Raw genomic sequence first — 18,503 nt, forward strand, 5'->3', positions numbered from 1 at the left:
TGCTCGATGGCATCGGCAGCCGCCAACCAACTGTTCGGAGGAAGCCCCGCCCAAATAGAGTATGCTGCCGAAATGGGACTGGAACACCACCTGGGCATGACGTGCGACCCCGTGTGCGGACTGGTTCAGATTCCTTGCATCGAGCGCAATGCCTATGCCGCCGCCCGTGCGTTGGACGCCAATCTCTACTCGTCGTTCACCGACGGTATGCACCGCGTTTCGTTCGACAAGGTAGTCGACGTAATGAAGCAAACGGGCAACGACCTGCCTTCACTCTACAAGGAAACCAGCGAAGGCGGACTGGCCAAGGATTACCGCCCGATGTAAACACACGGTGAACAGACTGTTCGGCCCCTTCCCAACAGGAGTCCGCCTGCCTGAAATAAGACTTGTCGCCGACAACAACCAGTGTACAACTTACTGCATCCTGCTTGCAGCTTCACTGCAAACGGGGATGCAGTGACACTGCAAAGCCGTGTGCAGTCGCACTGCAAACAAGGATGCAGTAACGCTGCAACCTGTGTGCAGTAACGCTGCAACCTGCGTGCAGTAACTGTGCAACCTGCATGCAGCGACAGTGCAACGTGTATGCAGTAACCGCAACCCGTAAGCTTGGCGGAACAAAGGCTTGCCGACAGACAATATAACAAAAAGGGTGTGTCAAATCAAGAGACACACCCTCACACACCGATGGCCGGTATTACCATCAGTCGTCAATATCGATCAGCTGACCTTTCTTGTTGAATTTCAGAGAAAGTCCGTTGCTCAATCCCACTTCCACTTCGCCGCGGTCGCGTTCAATCTTATTGCAGGTTACGCCCGGATACTGTGTTCCGATAAACGTCTTGGCATACGAAGGAACTAACGCTTCCGGCAAAACACCCCGTTTGCAGTCTACTTCTTCCCAACTGCCCTTACCGTCGAATTCGATCTTGGTACGGTCGGTCATCACTACTTCATAAGTCTTCGAAAACAGCTCGCTTTCCACTTTAATATACGAAACTTTTCTGTCGCCGAAATACTGTTTGATGAAAGTCTGGGCCGCAGCCGGAAGATCCTTCGGGTTCATGGTTATCACGTCACTGGCTACAGAGAATTGGATTGTCAGAAGAGCCATCACTAAGAATGCAAAAATCTTTTTCATACGCTTTGTTTTTTAATGTAGGGTTAAATACTTGTTTTACTAATTTTGATACTGCAAAGAAAGTATACGATTTAGGAAAGAATTGGGAAAAACAGAACACTTTCTGTCCTTTTACACTATTTAACCAACGAAAAGACATGCAAACCTTCTTCCCAACGATACGTCAGCCGAAGCGAACTGTTCGAAGCAATGGCCTGACTGATGGCAAGGCCCAATCCGTTCGACTCCTTCTTGCGATCCACGCTGTGGGCAAAGCGGCGGAATAAAGTATCGGCATTCAATGGGACTGTACCAGTGTTCTTTATTACAAGTGACAAAGGCGTCGTTTCGACCACCAGCCGGCCACCGTCTACGTTGTGCAGCAGTGCGTTCTTCACCAGATTGCTCACCAGAATATGTGCCAGCGAGGCATTACAGCGAACGATAAAAGGACTCTCCCCTTTCACCCGCTCCAACACAATCTGCTTATGCTCGTAGATGTCCATCAGGTCGGGAAGCAACTCGTCCAGAATATCGTCTACCGACACGTCTTCCGTCTCGGCATACTGGCCGTTCTCGATGCGCGACAGTAGCAACAATGCTTTGTTCAACTTCACGGCACGACCCAGTGTAGAGTAAATTGCATCGAGTTCCTTCAGCTGTTCTTCGTTCATGCCTTCACTTTCGGCCAGCAGTTCCAGCTTGCCGCGGGCAATGGCCAACGGCGTCTGCAGTTCGTGCGACGCGTTTTCAATGAACTGTTTCTGTTCCTCGTAAGCCTTATGGCTGCGCGAAGCCATGTCGAAAGCTGCATTGCCCAGCAGGCGGAACTCGCGTATGCCGGTCTCGTTCTCCAGCGGAGGAACCTCACCACCGGGTTGCAGGCGTTGCAGCCAGTCCATCAGACGGTTCATCGGTTTGAATATTTTCTGCAGGATAAGGCGGGTACCAATCGTAGTGCAGCACAGGAAGAGGGCAAACAACGCCAGCAGATACCACAGCATGGCATTGACCATGTCGTCGCGTTCGAGGGTCGAAATCATCAGTTCCAGTTCATAGAACTGTCCGTCGGGCATTCGGAAAGCAGTACGGTAGACACGCACCGGTTCGTCCTCGTTCTCGCTTTCCACATAGACAAACGAATCGTAGAACATGTCGCGATAGTGCTCACCTTCCTTCACCGAGATAGGACGGAAATAGTAAAAAGACATCAGATTATCGCCCTCGGTCTGAAGAGTGGCAGGGTCGTACAGGGCATTGTTGATGATTATCTGGGCATAATTCTCCAGGGTGTCGTCGGTCTCGTCCATCACCTCGTAAATAATGGTATAATAGAACAACACACCCCACACAGCCATCAGCCCCAGCAGCCAGAGCGACAGCTTGCGATAGGTATAGTGCAGTAGCTTCATACTTCCGACAGTTTATATCCGAAGCCGTAAACAGCTTTCAGTTCCACCGTGGCGCCAGCCTGCTTCAGCTTCTTGCGCAGATTCTTCACCTGCGAATAGATAAAGTCCAGCGAGTCGGCCTGATCGATATTGTCGCCCCACACCGATTCGGCCAGGCTCATCTTGTTGATGACGCGGTTGGGATTGACCACGAAGTAGTAGAGCAAATCGAATTCTTTCCGGTTCAGTTGCAGGGCAACACCCTCAACCGTAGCCTGACGCTTGTCGGGATAAAGCAACAGATTGCCTATCGACACACTGGTATCGCCATTGTTCTGCCGCCGGCGTATCAGCGACTTGATGCGTGCGTTCAGTTCGGCCAGATGGAAAGGTTTGGTCAGATAGTCGTCAGCTCCCAGCTCCAGCCCGTCTACCTTGTCGTCGAGCGAATCCTTGGCCGAGATAATAAGTACACTGTCGCTGCGACGCAGGCGTTTCAGCTCACGAAGCAGGTCAAGGCCGCTACCGCCGGGCAGCATAATGTCCAGCAGGATGCAGTCGTAGTCGTAATCATTGATTTTGTCGAGTGCCGAGTAGTAGTCGGCAGCAGTCTCTACGACAAACTTTTCTTTCAGGAGCGAGGCACGGATGGTTTCGCGCAAGTCCTGTTCGTCTTCAACAATCAGTATTTTCATGGCCACAAAGGAAATTCACAATTCTGGAATCTTTTAGGAATTACTGTGCATCTTCATCCTGATACAAATCCTCCAACAGTTCCTCCTGTACCATCGACACCTTCCCGTCGGGAGTTACCGTAATCCTCAAAGGAATATAAAGATCGGTTTGCGGATAGCAAACACTGGCCGCATAAATGAACCCCTGAGAAGTAGTCTGATCGAACACCAGCCCTTCGAGAATGGAGTTCTTCAGGAACTTTGCATCGACCAGCGAGGCAAAGGTCTCTTTGGTGAATTCCTTGTCGAGCACCGTACGTTCGCCACAGGTAAGGCGCAGCCTGATGCGATTGTCTACAAACTTCTCGCCCTGCTCGTTGACAACCAGCGGAAGGCTTTCGTCGGGCTGACGCTTGACGACCGAAACATACTTCTTCCCCCGATAATCAATCGGAGTCTTTATATCGGACACTTGCATGCGCTGCGGTCCTTTTGCGTCCAGACTATCTTGGGTAAGTACCTGTAAATCGTCGGCCTTATCTTTCTTGGAAGACGAACAGGCGGCCAGTAAGCCAATCGCAACCCATGCAAACAAATAGAGGAATCTCTTCATTTTCTTTTCTTAATTTATATCGCTTGACCCCGCAAAGATAGTGAAAGTCGAATGCAAAAAAATAAGCTTGCTTAATTTTTTTGCTGAGACGCATCCTATCTTATCTAAAGATAGTGAAAGGTGAGTGTAGAGACAAATGAAAACCAAAGTTTTCAAATTTGTCTATGCCGAACCGCATCCTATCTTATCTAAAGATATGAAAAGTGAGCGCAGAGCAAAATCCCAAACAAAAAAGGAATGCAAACCAGACAAGCCACGTTTTCTTCCGGCTTGCCCAGTTCACATTCCTCCTGTCAAACAACTAACTTTTAGAAAGTAACAGGCATCAGAACTTTACCGTCACCTTCTTACCCTTATAATCAACTACCTTTTCTTTTCCGTCCGGAGTGCGAACCGTAAACTTGCGTTCAGCCAGCATTCCTTCGTAAGCACCCTTGCGTGCACCAATGGTCAGGGTGCGTTTGGCATCGTTCCAAGTCATAGGAATCTCGGTGTAAGCACCCGACTCGTAATTGTAATTGTCGCCTTCGTCTTCGTAAAGAACAAAGTCACCATTAGCACCCGGATAGACGCGTACTACCAGATTATCCCATTTCTTCTCGCCAGTATATTGCACATCAGGACCTATAGGAACAATGCTTCCGGCACGTACAAAGAGAGGAATACGGCCAAGAGTTGTCTTAATTTTCAGGTTCTGGCCACCTTCCGAGAAGTCGTTGGTCCAGTAATCGTACCATCCGCATCCGGCAGGCAAGTAAACCTCCATCTCCTTGGATTGAGTAAAGTCGGCATTCAGGACGGGAGTTCCCTTACCTTTGTTTCCTTGTCCCCAGCCTTCATTCTCTTTCAGCTGTTTCTGCTTCTGTTCGGGAGTGTACTGGGCATGCAGAACCGGTGCTACCAGCAGCGACTTACCAAACATATATTCATTGCCGATGTTCCATGTCTTCTTGTCGTTCAGGAAGTCCATGAAGAGCGCACGCATGAAAGTTGACTGACGATGGCTGACTTCCCATGCTGTAGAATACAGATAGGGCAACAGCGAATAACGCAGTTTCACGGCATCGACCAACGCATCGTAAACCGGCTCGCCGGCCTTGCCATACCAGTAAAACTCACGAGACACGTCGGCACCATGGCTACGCATCATCGGACAAAAAGCTCCGAACTGTACCCAACGGACATACAATTCCTGATACATAGGATTCTTTGTAGCACTGTTGTCGCCAAAACTTGCATTGTACGAACCGGCAAAGAAGCCACCCAAGTCGGAATTCCAGTGCGGCATACCAGTCAGCGAGAAGTTCAGTCCGGCAGTCACCTGACGGCGGAACATATCCCACGACGACTGAACATCGCCCGACCATACATTAGAACCATAACGCTGTTGTCCCAGGAAGCCCGAACGGGTCAGGATAATCACACGTTTGTCTTTGGTTACTTCGCGTTGGTGATCAGAAACACCACCTACCGTCACTAACGGATAGGCATTGCGCACACTGCGGTAAGAGCCCAGATAAGTCTGACGGTCAAAGTCGCTGTCCTTATGGTTGAAGTGGTCAGGTTCAGTAGAATCCATCCACCAGCCATCCATACCCAACTGGAAGATACCTTTGTTCAGATGATCCCAATAAATGTCGCGAGCCTTCGGACTGTAAGCATCGTATACACGTACACCCGACGGATATTCTGGATTGGGCGGCCAGCCTTCTACTCCGGATTGCGGCCATGTCTCAATGTCGAACAACAAGCCTTCCTTATCCAATGCACGGTAAGGTTTCGTGGCCGGTCCGAAAGAAGACCAGATAGAAATCATCATGTGTGCATTCAGCGCATGTACATCGTCAATCATCTGCTTCGGACGGCTGAAAGTCGGATTCTGGAAGTCCATGGCGTTCCACAGATAATTGTGTCCCCAATATTGCCAGTCCTGAATAATACAGTCCAAAGGAATGCCCAGTTCGCGGTACTTCTTTACTACTCCTACTGTTTCTTCCTGGCTTTTATAGCGTTCCTTGCTCTGCATGAAACCGTAGCTCCACAACGGCATCATGGGCACTTCGCCCGTCAGCGCACGTACCTGTGCAATAACACCGTCGGCCGAACCGCCGTACATGAAATAGTAATCAATGCATTCGCCTACTTCCGAACGGAAAGAAGTTTCCTTTTCGTTATCGGTATAGGTAGTAGCTGAATAATTGTCCCAAAATACGCCATAGCCTTTGGTCGACTGGAAAATGGGAGATACATCTTCCACATTGCCCTGTACCAGTACTTTGGTCATATTGCGCTGCATCATCTGACCGTTCTGCAACTGTCCGAGACCGTAGAGGCCTTCTTCTTTATCTACCGTAAAGCCCTGATACACGGAGTAAGTGGACTTTCCTGCATCGTTGAAGGGAGTAAAAGCCTTGTTGTTCTCCTGCTCCTTCAGCAACAGACTACCGTCTGTCTTTGCATACGACAATACACCCGTCTTCGTATCAAGCGTCACCACCAGCACGGGACTCTTCATGACAATCTCGCCATTGCCCGATGTAGACACTTTTACGTCCGACTTCTCTGGAAGAGCAATCACCGAAAGACTCTTCTTTTCTACCGTCTTGCCCTGCGGAGTCTTCAACACCCGCAAGCTGTTGGGATTGAACCACTGTACTTCCACATCCACCTGCTTGCCGGGAATGGAAGTCTTGATTCCGTTTTCTGTCTGCTGATAGGTTTGCGCCCAGCTCCAGGCTGCACACAGACAGAAAGCCATTGTTGCAATGTTTCGCTTCATATTTTTACCTTATTTATATATTACTTAATTTCCCACCAATCCAACATAAAGAGGTTACCTTTCTGCATGGGTGAACCTTTGAATACGAAATACAGGTCGTGTACGCCTTGCACACTCTTCAGCTTAGTCTCGAATTCGCGCAATTCGCCCTTGGTATGGTCAATCTTTACAGTACCGATGCAAGTACCGTCCTTGGAGTCAAGACGTATTTCCATAAAGCCGCCATAAAGATGGCAGGAAGCTGAAACCTTAAACGAAGAAGCACCTTTCTTGAAATCAACGCCTTTCACCATCAGATATTCGCCTTCGTCAATGTCGGTCACCAGCTGATTCCAATGATCGCGTGCCCAAGGATTCTTTTGAGTAGTTTTCAGGCCATATCCCCATGCCATGGTTTCAGCCTCAACCTTCCGATAAGGATTGAAGTTTTCTATCTGTTCCAGCTTACAATCCTGGAAGTAAGGCAATTCCTTGATTGTACCATCGGCATTATATTCCATTTCGGCTGCCGACACCGAACGACGCTCGGCATGACGGCTGGTCTGGAAACGGAAGATGTCGTAGTTCTGACCAAAGCAATAGGATTTGCCCTTGTAATCAATAATACCGGGGTGATTGCCACGGGTGCGAGGCGTATGATCCATGATGTGACCCTTATACTCCCACGGACCTGTAGGACTGTCGCTCATGGCATAACCAATACCTTCGGGACAGCAGGTGGAAGCAAAAGCCAGGTAATAATGTCCGTTGCGCTTGTAGAACCAGGGGCCTTCCTGATAGTCTTGTATCTTCGGAAGTTTCACAATGTCGCCCGAATAAGAAATCATATCCTCGTTGAGCTTTACATAATACGTATTAGGATTTCCCCAGTACATATAAGCCTGACCGTCATCATCGACAAATACACTCGGGTCGATATCGTCCCAATGTTCCTTCTGCCAAACCAGTGGTTTTCCAATAGGATCTTTGAACGGTCCGTAAGGAGAATCGCTCACCAATACGCCGATACCATGACCGTGAATCGGGCAATACATGTACCACTTTCCGTTACGGTGTACCACGCTGATAGCCCAAGCGCCGTTATCGCCTTTATACCACTTATTAAAATCCCGCAATGAAGCAACCGGACCACGATCCTGCCAATTCACCATATCGGTCGAAGTATAGAGCAGCCAGTTCTGCATCTTAAAGCCTTCGGCATCGTCCTCGTCGTGACTTGTGTAAAGATAAATCGTATCGTTATAAACCAGCGGTGCTGGGTCGGCCGTATATTTAGTCTGAATAATGGGCATATTCAATTTGGGCCACTCACTATTGGCATTTTGTGCCATCATCAACCCGGACACACCTAAAAGCAGTCCGGCAATTCCTAATTTTACTCTTTCCATGATATAGATGTAATTGATTTAACAACTGGAGCAAAATTAGTGAAAAACAGCTGTAGAAGGGGGATACAAATGTTGAAACAAACAACACTCTCGTTGAAAAAGGCACTTTATTTACTTATTCCTTATGCTATTGACGTACTGCGAAGGCCGCACACCAAACTCTTCCTGAAAACACTTACTGAAATAACTCGATGTACTGAAACCTACGCTATCGGTTACTTCGGCCACCGTATAGCCCTGTTCCAGCAATCGAGCGGCACGTTTCAAACGAACGGAACGGATGAAGTTTGTCGGAGTTTTTCCAACCACAGCCACCAACTTCCGATACAATCCTGTGCGATCCATTCCCATGTCGTGGCTCAATATTTCTACGGAATACTCCGGATTATTCAGGTTCAATTCGACAAAGTGCAATGCCTTTCGTATAAACGCTTCGTCAACATCGGTCAGCAGCGTCTGTTCGTCCGTCTGCTCCTCCGATGCCGTACGCAACTGCTCCTTCCGAACTTCCTGCTGCTCCAGCAACCGCCGCATATCAACCAGCAGTTCTTCCAGCTTCAACGAACTTTCATCGGCAGGAAGCGGCAACAATACACCTTCGGAAAGCTGACTCACTACAGACTTCAACTCGGAGACATTCTGCTGTATGACTTGCAACTGAATCTTGTCCCTCCCCTCATCCGTATGTTTTAATAAAGAATCCAACGGGACAGCAATCTTTTTAATCGGCTCTTCCAGTTCCTGATTGATGTTTTGGAGGAATGTAGTCTTCATCTCGTCCAACCGTTCTTTCTGTTCGCGTACCAGAATACGACGTTTGCGCTTGATATACCCCATGAGAAGCAGACAGATACTTCCTGCCAGCAGAAGCACATAGATCGTAATAGCATATCCGGTACGCCAAAAGGGAGTTTTCACCAGAATATGAAGCTGGGCATAATGCTCCGTCCAAGTCTTGTCATTACCTGCCGCACGCACCTTGAAGACGTAATCTCCGGAAGGCAAATCGGTGTACGTCGCATATCCCTTGCCGTCGGCCGAGTGAATCTCGCGTTCCGCCTTGTCGATGCCCTCCAGCTGATAGCGGTAATAGGTCTGTGTAGGGTTTGCATAGTTCATGGCCGAAAACTCTATGGTAAAGAAGTTCTGGTCATGCTCCAACACAATATCACGAGTCACCGTCATAGGACGCTCCAATATCACATTTCCATGATATGCCTTGCCACTCTCTATCCGCTCACCAAACAGGCTAAAACCCACGAACAAAGGGAAATATGTTGTCGGTTCTTCTACCACGGACGAAGGATTCAGACGGTTGAAGCCATCAATTCCACCCCAGTACAACGTTCCGTCCGAGGCTTCAAAAACAGAACGCTCACAAAACTCATTGGCTATAACCCCATCAAAGCTATTGAAATTCACAAAAGTGTACAGCGTGTCATTGGCCGTCCGTTGAACCGTCAATCTGCTGATGCCGTTAGCCGTCGAAATCCACACCGCACCATCGGAAGTACGGATAACAGAACGTACGGAGTTGTTCACCAGACCATCCGACGTATAAAAGATACGTTGCCGACCCGTAACCGCCTCCCACAACATAAGTCCGTCTTCCAATCCTATCCAGAAACATCCCTGTCCGGCATCGGCAATCGCATGGCAAGGATGACAAGACGGATAGAAATCGGTCTTCCCGCTTTGCCTGTCACTGACAAACCATCCGTGACGCGTAATGCCGGCCAATGTATCGTGGCCTGCAACGACCGTCTGAAGGATAGCTTCGTCAGTCTCCTGTATCTTCAGGTCTGGTTTTGCATCGGCAAAAGGAAGTCTTTCCCGACAAACGGACAATTCCCCAAGCGAGGGAGCAAAAAGATAATCCTGATCGTCGGATCTGACTATTATCTTCCCGGCAGCAGTCTCAGCAAATCCCTTCACAGCCACCGCTTCCTCGTCCGACAGAGGAAACAAAGCCTTACCGATATTCTGAAAGCGGAACCGGTTTGGATGATAATAGAACAGACCGCGGTTCAGCGTGCCTATCCACATGCCTCCCTGACGGTCGTTATAAAATGTACTTACCTCTGTATCAATCTTCTGTCCGTCTACCAGCTTTAAGGTAGGGATATATTGTTTCTTTTTCAAATCAGCCGAGATATTGATCAGACCTTCCGGACCACTGACCCAGATGCTTTTGTCACGGTCAATAGACAGATAGTTGAACCAGGCATCCGTACTCATCACCACTTCCCAGTTCTTTTTGTCCACATCATAATTCAGCATTATTCCACCCGAATATCCGTTGCATAACTGATAGAAAGAATGCTCACCCTGCACAACATACGACGTATTTCCATAGTGCCCCGCCGGCAGCCCCTCGGGCTGTTCGAGCCGATAAAGTTCTTTCCCTGATGCAAGATCGTGGCAGACCAGCGTACCGGAACGGTAAAACAGATACAGCTTGCCTTCGAGCACACCCAAATCATAAAGCTGATCGTCACTTCCTGAAACATTCCGCATGAAAACAGATGGCTCCCGCTTGTCTTTGCCAAGCCGAAGCAGCTCGTCACGTCCGTTTATCAGCCACAACGTCTGTTCCTTATCCATAAACAGATCTTTCACCGGAGTATCTATTCCCCACTGTGCCAGCAAACTGTCCGGACGTTCCACAAACTGTTCACGCCCAATATCAACCACCATGAATGTATACTGATTCTTGATCCAGACGTAACCGCTATCGTCTATATAAGAATGGTGAAATCCCGAATACTCGGACAAACGGCAAAAGTGCCTTTGGTCATAGTGCAAATAGCTGAAGCTTGTTCCATCGTAAATGTTCAGTTGGCCTTCCGTCATAATCATCATACGTCCGTCGGGCAACTGGGCAATGTTTCTCACCTTATTACTCGACAGCCCTTGCGAAGCACCTATCGGAGTAAAAGCGTAATGCTTCTCTGGGAAAACGGGTAAGGCAACAGCAAGCAGACATGCCAGGCATACCAATCTCCATACGGCACACCATCGACTGCCTGCTACCACACATTCCCCTTTTTTCCCTGTTATAACCAACATATTTTATTTTCCATTTGATGCAGCAAACTTACGCAAAAATCTTTGTTTTTCCACTCCGACGCGACAAAAATCAATTTTCTAAAAATCTGTTCATCGATTATCAGCAAGGCATCTAAAGTGCCACTTTAGCCTGCTAAAGAGGGACTTTATCATGTTCAACGGACACATTACTCATGCTTTCACCCTACTTTAGATTCCATTTTCCCGAAAGTGCCTTCACGCTTTCACTTCACCGTAAGGCATTCATTACAAACGTGTTCCGGTGAAAGCAAGGTTTCATGTTTGGTATCACCAGCAGAGCAAGTTGTATTCTTTTTTCACCAGCTTGCAAGGTGAAGTTTCACCGTAATATTTTAATAATGAACTGTTTGCGGTGAAAGATGGATACGCGGACGACACAGATGGAGCGGATGAACGCGGATTTTATTTTTTATTATTTCGTTTGGCTGAGTTTTGGGGGTTGAAGTTTCACCTTAAGCAGATAGGTATGAATGGATTGTGGTGAAAGATATACGGGAAACCGACTTGGTTATGGCAAAAAAAATACGGACAGAACGAATTTCCTCAAAAGAGGTGAAAGCTGATGCCAGTCTTGCAATTATTTTTTCCCAGTTAGGAAAAAATAATTGCCTAGTTAGAAAAAAATTTTTTCCTAACTGGGAAAAAACAGACGGGTTATACAACCATCCTGTTATCATGTGGTGAAAACCTCAATGCAACAATTGTGAAAGATGAAGTTTCACCATATCATACTGTATATCAATTCTTAAACCGTGCGTGAAGGCGTGAAAGCAATTTCGGGAAAAATAAAATCAAGTGGTGGGTGAAACCACAGTCTGCCACATTCCGGCAACAGGCGATGTTTCACCCACCACGAGTAAATATTTCTAGCACACAAGTGTCGCTCGCGAGCCGTGCAAGTGTGGAACGCGAGCCGTACAAGTGTTGTTCAGGAGCAATGCAAGCGTTTTATATAAGCTTCTTTCCACTAATCCGCCCCCCTTCCGACTGTTCATAACATATCCTGGCAACCGTTCCATTACATTTTTTCAAGCGAATAAATAGAATTGGCTACACTTTTTGGAACGAATATCATCACTCACCACACACTTTTCCAAGCGAATCAAACAGTCCGGATAAGAATCAAAGCAGATATTCAGCATTGACAAGCTAGTGAGGATTATTCTCATGGTTAGAGAACGGGAGGGAAATGGTAAGGCTGAAAATACTCAATCAACCAATCCGCTGTACATCCAAATAAACTGTTGACAAAATGCCGGCCTTCTTGGCATCAATGCCATAAATACGCATAAAGGCATCAGCTACCAACTGCCCTCCGTTTGTAGTTAATGGATTACTACTGGTTGAGGAAGTAACTACTTCCACAACCATTCCTTTCTCAATACGAATCCCGTTACTGTTTTTCGCGGTCTTCACGGTTATTCTGAATAATGGCATAATCTCAATGTTTACGCACACAAAAAATATAATATGATTCCAAGCAATGCCAATATAAATCCTATTACGAAAAGAGATTTTGTTTTGTTATGCTTTAAGGATTCTATAGACACAGTGTTATTCTTTTCATAAGCAGACAACGGATAAAAATCAACGTTCAATTCAAAAGTATAATCACTATTCTCTTTAAACAACCGATTCTTTTCCATCTCAACTTTTCCATTACCTTTTGCCAACAGAGTCTTAAAATCTGCCTCTAATTGTTTTTTTTCATTTTCATTGACTAAAGTATTTTTCTGAATAGAAAGGTAATCATGATGATGTATTAATGTCCCTTGATTCCTTTGTAAAGCCATTTGTTGCCAATCCGCTCTATGACTATACCAAATCAATCCTTCAGGTACACATGGAAGTTTAGAAGCCCTTTCAAACTCTTGATTACGAACAAACTCATTTTTAATTCTCAAATACTCTTCACTTTCCGAAGACGTCGATCCTTTTACATTCGCTCCTGTAGTTTTTATACCACCTTCTGCTTCAAAATCCAGCTTTCGTTTCTGATCTAAGCTTTTTTCATTACTCCTATTATCAGTTATTGAAAACTTTCTAGCTCCTAATGCCTGCAATAGTACACCAAGTTCTTTTACTTCATCCCTAAACAGCTCCAATTGATAATCTTCAACAGGAAGATACATCTTAGGCTTTAAAGGGTGACAAATATACATTTGTTTATCAATCGGATGTCCTACAGGAAATTGAAGTTCAGTAGGAATACTATTTATAGTCAAAACTTTAAAAGAATCTGGTAAATAATGAAGTTCGTTGTCTATTACCAAAAATTTCCTTTGATTTTGTGGTATTTCCAAAAAATGTTCTGCATAGTGCAAATTTTGTTCTTCTAACTTCATCAGATATTCTTGTTGAGTAAAGAAAAAGGGTTCTCTTTTCTCAGGTTCTTTACAATAAATCAATTCTTGTAAAGTTTTATATTTATCATTAGGAGTACGTCCCTCTCCCAAAATAATTCCACGTAAAACATGAGTGTTAGGGTCGTCAAACAATTTAAGTGACTCAGAAATCGCATTTAAAGCCTCATTTACATTTCCCAACAATTTGAATTGAGAAAAAGCAAGCGTATCAAACAAAGTAGCTCTTAGACCTTCTTCTGAAACAGAAGGTAAAGAAGCAACCAATTCGTTCACAAATTTTACCTTTTCGTTTTCAGGTGCATCAATCAATCTTATACTCTTATCTCTACACTCCTTTACTATATTGATTTGCCGTTGTTCCTCTTCGTAAATAACTGTTTCATCCTCCCAATCATTATCAGTTGACCATTTTTCTCCACAATTGGGACAAGAAAAATGATATTTATCACCAAAAAACAAATCAGTTGTTCCTCTAACAATATCCAATGGTAAACGTGTTGCTCTATCTATTGCTCTTCCTAAACCTTTAAATCCAAACCAACCTCCAATATTCTCCATAAGCCCTCCCTCAGCTTCGAAAGCTTCATCCACAGGATTAAGAGCTCTATCAAAGGCATCTCTTTCCTCAGCCTCAACCCATTCTCCACATTTTTTACAACGTTGTATCATAATTATTAATTTTATCTTTTTGCCATATCATGATTCATTATATTATTCTGTTTCCTTGATATTTCTTTATCAATTTTCCAGTACCCAATAAAGATGCTCCAACAACGACTTGTGTAGTTGCTGCTTCAATTCCAAACGTAACTGATATAGGGTCTTTTCCCATAAAAAATGCTCTTCCGCTATTTTTAAGTAAAAATTCGCCACTCGTTTCTAACAGATTTTTTTCTTCCATAAATGTTCTTATTTTTATTGTTCATCCAACTCTCTATTTACTTTTTCCTCTTAAACAAACCCTATTATTACAAAGAAAGGCGTGAGGACTTCTCTTCCACTCATCAAGAAACAGGCATCGCCAAACGCCAACTCAGAGACAAGCAAAAACAAGAATCCCACGCCGTATCACAGTTGCAATAAGCATACGACAAACACTTGCCATACACTTGTTTGCATTGACAATACAGATGAGCGTCATGTTCCCTTAGTCTGTCTGAGTGACTTAGAAATTGGCGATTTCGTTTCTTAAGACCAAAGTTGATAAAACGCACTTTCCACTTTCGCAAGGGTATTTCTCTTCCCTTGCTTTGCAAAGATACATTTTTTCTGTTTCACATGACGCTCTTTAGGGATTTTTATTTACCTTTACACCCGTCGGTGCAAAAGTATAGGAATTAGCAAAGCCCACCAAAAGATTTTATCCTACATTTTCCCACCACCACTTTTTTGTAACAAAACACAGATATATTGAAACAAAACCTGCCATGTTTGACAACCAATTGGACATACTGAAGTATCTGATACAACAACGGTTATTCGCACCTTCACCATCCGCTCTAGCCGCAAAACTGGGCTACAAAGGACGAACCACCCTATACAGGCTATTAAACAATACGGTAAAAGCCGACACTGTCGGACAAGTATGGAAAGACATTTGCGAAGTTTTCGGCTTATCGGACGAACGAATGGTAGAAATCGCCCTAATCACCGAAAAAGGCAAATGGCTATGTAATTTAATGGCAGATTACCCGATTGAAAAACAGAATCCCATGTGGGCAGAGCATTTACTTTGTGCATTGGTTGACGAAGATTATTCCTTGTTTCCAATTAGATTTAAAGATGAAGTCGTTCCACAGCTGAAAGAACTGAAACTTTTGGATGAAAACATATACTATGGCATGCTGATGCTATTTTATGTGACGATAAAAGAGATAGACCCCTATCGCCTCAACTTCAAACAGGCACTATGCGACCTCATCATAGATCTGAATGAATTCTTCCATTCTGTACATCCAGAAAATGAAACAGCCTATAAAGCTATACAAGCTCTTAAAACCGAACCGCTACTAAAAATTGTTCCGGCAAGTCTTTGGGGATTGATAGATAACCCTATGATGATATTACAATATTATGCTAACCCTCTGTTCATAAATACAGCTCTCCGACAGAGCACAGTGTTTGCCGAATGGGGCGACATCAGTTATTGGCGCCAATCCGGTAAGGACTTTGCCAAAGGAGAAAAGCTGTGGATATTCATGTGCCGGAAATCGGACTCCATTTATCACGGCGGCTACATAGTACAGGAACTGAAAATTGGGAAAGACAACGAAACATTTATTCCACAAAAGTTTTACACAATAGCCTTTTGGAACAAAGAATGGGAAAACGACGAGTATGATGCCATTATACAAATCTCTCTACTCCCTATTCCTGAAGAAGATAATTCTCCAATCAGCTATGCCTTATATAAATATAAGGAAGATTCAGACGAAATATTTATAGCTTTCGATGAAGAACGTGATAACATCTACCACCTCCCCCATAAGCTGAAACGAATCAGATTGAAGCGAACAACCAACCAACAGGATAAAGTATGGACACACTTAATAAACAAGTTTGACCAAAATGGTGCAATGGAAATTTTTTCGAACAGCCTTTGCCAGGCTTTACACGTAGAATATTTAGAAGACGAATACACAATTTTGGACGCAGGCCTTACCCGCAAGTATTTCTTCATCTTAGTAAAACAAAAAAAAGAAATGGCTATCCTCAGGATAAAGTTGGATGCTTATTCTTTTCTGAAAAACCTGTCACCCAATGAAGAGTTGGTAGTCTGCAAACACTATGAACAATTATGTGTTGAATGGCCTTGGCTAGGATATATAATTCCTCTCACAGATTTTGAGTTTTTCGAATACACAAAACAAACACCTCCATTCTTCATATAAATAAGAAAATATTTCGCATAACACCTTTTTAACAGTCAAGTACACTGATTTCACGTCCTTTTGCTTATCTTTGAAGCCTAAACTATGTAATCAAATATGTCCGATTATGATTTAATAGCCATTTTAGGCCCGACCGCTTCCGGAAAAACCCAATTTGCAGCCGCTTTGGCCAGCAGACTGGATACGGAAATCATTAGTGCCGATTCGCGCCAGATTTACAAAGAAATGAACCTTGGCACCGGAAAAGATCTGGCCGACTATACCGTAAACGGCAAGCAGATCCCATACCACCTTATCGACATAGCCGAGCCGGGATATAAATATAACGTATTCGAATACCAACGCGATTTTCTGAAAGCATACGAAACCGTCAGGCTCAAAGGCAAATTGCCCATCATGTGTGGAGGTACAGGCATGTATCTGGAGTCGGTATTAAAAGGCTACCGCCTGCTCCCTGTTCCTGAGAACCCGGAACTGCGCGCACGGCTGAACGGCAAATCGCTCGATGAACTGACCGAGATATTGAAACAATATAAAACCCTGCACAATACGACCGACGTTGACACCGCCAAACGTGCCATACGCGCCATCGAAATAGAAGAGTATTACGCACATACACCAGTAGACGAACGAGCTTTTCCGCAACTGAACAGTCTGATTGTAGGAATAGACATTGACCGCGAACTGCGCCGTGAAAAAATAACACGACGCCTGCAACAGCGGCTCGAAGAAGGAATGGTGGAAGAAGTACGCGACTTGATAAAGAAAGGCATCAAACCTGAGGACCTCATTTATTATGGTCTGGAATATAAATACCTGACTTTGTACGTTATAGGAGAACTGACTTACGAACAGATGTTCCACGACCTGGAAATAGCCATCCATCAGTTTGCCAAACGGCAGATGACATGGTTCAGAGGCATGGAACGCCGTGGATTTACCATCCACTGGATGAATGCCCAATGGAGTATGGAAGAGAAAATAGCATTTGTAACCCAATTAATCGAACAATAAAAAAGAGACTCATGAGCGTAGAACCCAATAAATGGGGAATCATATATAACCCCAAAGCCGGAACACGGAAAGTTCAAAAACGATGGAAAGAAATCAAAGAGTACATGGACAGTAAGGGTGTGTCTTACGACTATGTACAATCCGAAGGATTCGGGTCCGTGGAACGACTGGCTGGCATACTGGCAAACAATGGCTACCGCACCATTGTCATCGTAGGGGGAGACGGCGCACTGAACGATGCCATCAACGGCATTATGCACTCCGACGCAGAAAACAAGGAAAACATTGCCATCGGAATCATCCCCAATGGCATCGGGAACGACTTTGCCAAATATTGGGACATCGGCTCCGAGTTCAAAGAAGCCGTGGACTACCTCATCGAAGGCAGACGACGCAAGATAGACGTCGGTACCTGCTGCTATTATGATGGTGAAAAGCATCAGACCCGCTATTTTCTGAATGCCATCAACATCGGACTGGGAGCACGTATCGTAAAAATCACCGACCAGTGTAAGCGTTTCTGGGGAGTAAAAGCCCTGTCGTACTTCATGGCCTTGCTTTCCATCATATTCGAACGCAAGCTCTATCGGATGCATCTGAAAATCAACGGCGAGCACATCCGCGGACGCATCATGACCGTATGCATAGGCAGCGCATGGGGATATGGACAAGCCCCAAGTGCCGTTCCTTATAACGGATGGTTGGATGTATCGGTCATCTATCGTCCGGAGTTACTGCAACTTTGGTCCGGATTGTGGATGCTTATCCAAGGACGAATCCTCAACCACAAAGTAGTCAGGCCCTACCGGACTCAGAAAGTCAAAGTATTGCGGGCTCAAAACGCTTCTGTCGATTTGGACGGACGAATTCTCGACCGCCACTTCCCGTTGGATATCGGAGTGATGCATGAAGCGATCACGCTGATTATCCCCAATTGACAGTAAGCCATACTATTTCAGCTGACTCAACTTTCGCAAGCTCAAGTTGCAGTTGACGAGCAACAAGTAGACGAGTTAACAAGGAGTTGGTTGCGAGCCGTTTCAAAACGATACTTTATCAAGCAGGTGTTCCGACCTTGTTGACTGAAGCCTTGTCAACTGATAAGTTGAGCACCTGCGAAACTTAAATAAGTTAATAAAAAAGCAAATTAAATAAGTCTTATTACAAAGACAGA

At 45.2% G+C, this 18,503-nt stretch carries 16 protein-coding genes; 6 read left to right on the top strand and 10 right to left on the bottom strand.

Translation table 11 applies throughout. The annotated features are described in order from the left end of the window. Positions 1–327: L-serine ammonia-lyase, iron-sulfur-dependent, subunit beta (locus tag QVP67_RS05535; RefSeq protein ID WP_288179940.1), on the top strand; the 327-nt coding region annotated here is incomplete at its 5' end. A 379-nt stretch (positions 328–706) separates the two neighbouring features. Here QVP67_RS05535 and QVP67_RS05540 read toward each other — a convergent pair. From QVP67_RS05540 to QVP67_RS05555, 4 genes are all read right to left on the bottom strand, one after another. Next, entirely contained in the window at positions 707–1,144 is a 438-nt protein-coding gene (locus QVP67_RS05540; RefSeq protein ID WP_022162570.1) for a PepSY-like domain-containing protein, read from the bottom strand. 116 nt (positions 1,145–1,260) lie between these two features. Then, complete coding sequence (locus QVP67_RS05545) at positions 1,261–2,535, bottom strand: type IX secretion system histidine kinase PorY (RefSeq protein WP_022162571.1); 1,275 nt, start codon at positions 2,533–2,535, stop codon at positions 1,261–1,263. Beyond that, positions 2,532–3,209, bottom strand: coding sequence for a response regulator transcription factor (locus QVP67_RS05550; protein ID WP_022162572.1), 678 nt, complete (start codon positions 3,207–3,209; stop codon positions 2,532–2,534). The genes QVP67_RS05545 and QVP67_RS05550 overlap by 4 nt, the downstream gene beginning before the upstream one ends. A gap of 40 nt (positions 3,210–3,249) precedes the next feature. Continuing rightward, positions 3,250–3,801 (bottom strand): DUF4738 domain-containing protein, encoded by a 552-nt coding sequence (locus QVP67_RS05555; RefSeq protein ID WP_022162573.1) that lies wholly within the window; start codon positions 3,799–3,801, stop codon positions 3,250–3,252. Positions 3,802–3,937: 136 nt separating this feature from the next. Between QVP67_RS05555 and QVP67_RS05560 the strand changes: the two genes are divergently transcribed. Then, positions 3,938–4,120 (top strand): hypothetical protein, encoded by a 183-nt coding sequence (locus QVP67_RS05560; protein WP_288179941.1) that lies wholly within the window; start codon positions 3,938–3,940, stop codon positions 4,118–4,120. A gap of 6 nt (positions 4,121–4,126) precedes the next feature. On the opposite strand, the gene QVP67_RS05565 is transcribed toward QVP67_RS05560, so the two are convergent. The 3 genes from QVP67_RS05565 to QVP67_RS05575 all read right to left on the bottom strand — a co-directional run bounded on the left by QVP67_RS05565 (position 4,127) and on the right by QVP67_RS05575 (position 11,037). After that, positions 4,127–6,580, bottom strand: a complete 2,454-nt coding sequence (locus tag QVP67_RS05565) for a glycoside hydrolase family 31 protein (RefSeq protein WP_022162574.1) — start codon at positions 6,578–6,580, stop codon at positions 4,127–4,129. Between the two features lie 20 nt (positions 6,581–6,600). Then, complete coding sequence (locus QVP67_RS05570) at positions 6,601–7,914, bottom strand: glycoside hydrolase family 43 protein (RefSeq protein WP_288179946.1); 1,314 nt, start codon at positions 7,912–7,914, stop codon at positions 6,601–6,603. Positions 7,915–8,079: 165 nt separating this feature from the next. Next, positions 8,080–11,037 carry a ligand-binding sensor domain-containing protein gene (locus QVP67_RS05575; RefSeq protein WP_022162576.1) on the bottom strand — a complete coding sequence of 986 codons (2,958 nt, stop codon included), beginning with the start codon at positions 11,035–11,037 and terminating at the stop codon, positions 8,080–8,082. 531 nt (positions 11,038–11,568) lie between these two features. Between QVP67_RS05575 and QVP67_RS05580 the strand changes: the two genes are divergently transcribed. Next, a complete protein-coding gene (locus tag QVP67_RS05580; RefSeq protein ID WP_287642115.1) occupies positions 11,569–11,742 on the top strand; it encodes a hypothetical protein in 174 nt (57 codons plus the stop codon). Positions 11,743–12,270: 528 nt separating this feature from the next. Here the strand turns inward: QVP67_RS05580 and QVP67_RS05585 are convergent. From QVP67_RS05585 to QVP67_RS05595, 3 genes are read right to left on the bottom strand one after another with little or no spacing between them, the layout of a single operon-like run. After that, positions 12,271–12,495 (bottom strand): DUF6140 family protein, encoded by a 225-nt coding sequence (locus QVP67_RS05585; RefSeq protein WP_022162577.1) that lies wholly within the window; start codon positions 12,493–12,495, stop codon positions 12,271–12,273. Positions 12,496–12,506: 11 nt separating this feature from the next. Then, the gene (locus tag QVP67_RS05590; RefSeq protein ID WP_022162578.1) at positions 12,507–14,093 is read right to left on the bottom strand and encodes a hypothetical protein; all 1,587 of its coding nucleotides are present in this window, start codon (positions 14,091–14,093) and stop codon (positions 12,507–12,509) included. Between the two features lie 37 nt (positions 14,094–14,130). Further along, a complete protein-coding gene (locus QVP67_RS05595) occupies positions 14,131–14,325 on the bottom strand; it encodes a hypothetical protein (RefSeq protein ID WP_022162579.1) in 195 nt (64 codons plus the stop codon). 526 nt (positions 14,326–14,851) lie between these two features. Between QVP67_RS05595 and QVP67_RS05600 the strand changes: the two genes are divergently transcribed. The 3 genes from QVP67_RS05600 to QVP67_RS05610 all read left to right on the top strand — a co-directional run bounded on the left by QVP67_RS05600 (position 14,852) and on the right by QVP67_RS05610 (position 18,267). Continuing rightward, positions 14,852–16,315, top strand: a complete 1,464-nt coding sequence (locus QVP67_RS05600; RefSeq protein WP_022162580.1) for a hypothetical protein — start codon at positions 14,852–14,854, stop codon at positions 16,313–16,315. Positions 16,316–16,411: 96 nt separating this feature from the next. Then, positions 16,412–17,329 carry a tRNA (adenosine(37)-N6)-dimethylallyltransferase MiaA gene (gene miaA, locus QVP67_RS05605; protein ID WP_022162581.1) on the top strand — a complete coding sequence of 306 codons (918 nt, stop codon included), beginning with the start codon at positions 16,412–16,414 and terminating at the stop codon, positions 17,327–17,329. A gap of 11 nt (positions 17,330–17,340) precedes the next feature. Further along, positions 17,341–18,267 carry a diacylglycerol/lipid kinase family protein gene (locus tag QVP67_RS05610; protein WP_022162582.1) on the top strand — a complete coding sequence of 309 codons (927 nt, stop codon included), beginning with the start codon at positions 17,341–17,343 and terminating at the stop codon, positions 18,265–18,267. Positions 18,268–18,503: the final 236 nt, after the last annotated feature.

The organism is Bacteroides sp. CAG:633 (assembly GCF_000435115.1).
Lineage (GTDB): Bacteria > Bacteroidota > Bacteroidia > Bacteroidales > Bacteroidaceae > Bacteroides > Bacteroides ndongoniae.

Excerpts from the sequence above, each read along its gene's own strand:
- QVP67_RS05540 (WP_022162570.1), bottom strand. The coding sequence starts at position 1,144 with ATGAAAAAGATTTTTGCATTCTTAGTGATGGCTCTTCTGACAATCCAA.
- QVP67_RS05545 (WP_022162571.1), bottom strand. The coding sequence starts at position 2,535 with ATGAAGCTACTGCACTATACCTATCGCAAGCTGTCGCTCTGGCTGCTG.
- QVP67_RS05550 (WP_022162572.1), bottom strand. The coding sequence starts at position 3,209 with ATGAAAATACTGATTGTTGAAGACGAACAGGACTTGCGCGAAACCATC.
- QVP67_RS05555 (WP_022162573.1), bottom strand. The coding sequence starts at position 3,801 with ATGAAGAGATTCCTCTATTTGTTTGCATGGGTTGCGATTGGCTTACTG.
- QVP67_RS05560 (WP_288179941.1), top strand. The coding sequence starts at position 3,938 with ATGAAAACCAAAGTTTTCAAATTTGTCTATGCCGAACCGCATCCTATC.
- QVP67_RS05565 (WP_022162574.1), bottom strand. The coding sequence starts at position 6,580 with ATGAAGCGAAACATTGCAACAATGGCTTTCTGTCTGTGTGCAGCCTGG.
- QVP67_RS05570 (WP_288179946.1), bottom strand. The coding sequence starts at position 7,914 with ATGATGGCACAAAATGCCAATAGTGAGTGGCCCAAATTGAATATGCCC.
- QVP67_RS05575 (WP_022162576.1), bottom strand. The coding sequence starts at position 11,037 with ATGTTGGTTATAACAGGGAAAAAAGGGGAATGTGTGGTAGCAGGCAGT.
- QVP67_RS05580 (WP_287642115.1), top strand. The coding sequence starts at position 11,569 with ATGGCAAAAAAAATACGGACAGAACGAATTTCCTCAAAAGAGGTGAAA.
- QVP67_RS05585 (WP_022162577.1), bottom strand. The coding sequence starts at position 12,495 with ATGCCATTATTCAGAATAACCGTGAAGACCGCGAAAAACAGTAACGGG.
- QVP67_RS05590 (WP_022162578.1), bottom strand. The coding sequence starts at position 14,093 with ATGATACAACGTTGTAAAAAATGTGGAGAATGGGTTGAGGCTGAGGAA.
- QVP67_RS05595 (WP_022162579.1), bottom strand. The coding sequence starts at position 14,325 with ATGGAAGAAAAAAATCTGTTAGAAACGAGTGGCGAATTTTTACTTAAA.
- QVP67_RS05600 (WP_022162580.1), top strand. The coding sequence starts at position 14,852 with ATGTTTGACAACCAATTGGACATACTGAAGTATCTGATACAACAACGG.
- miaA (WP_022162581.1), top strand. The coding sequence starts at position 16,412 with ATGTCCGATTATGATTTAATAGCCATTTTAGGCCCGACCGCTTCCGGA.
- QVP67_RS05610 (WP_022162582.1), top strand. The coding sequence starts at position 17,341 with ATGAGCGTAGAACCCAATAAATGGGGAATCATATATAACCCCAAAGCC.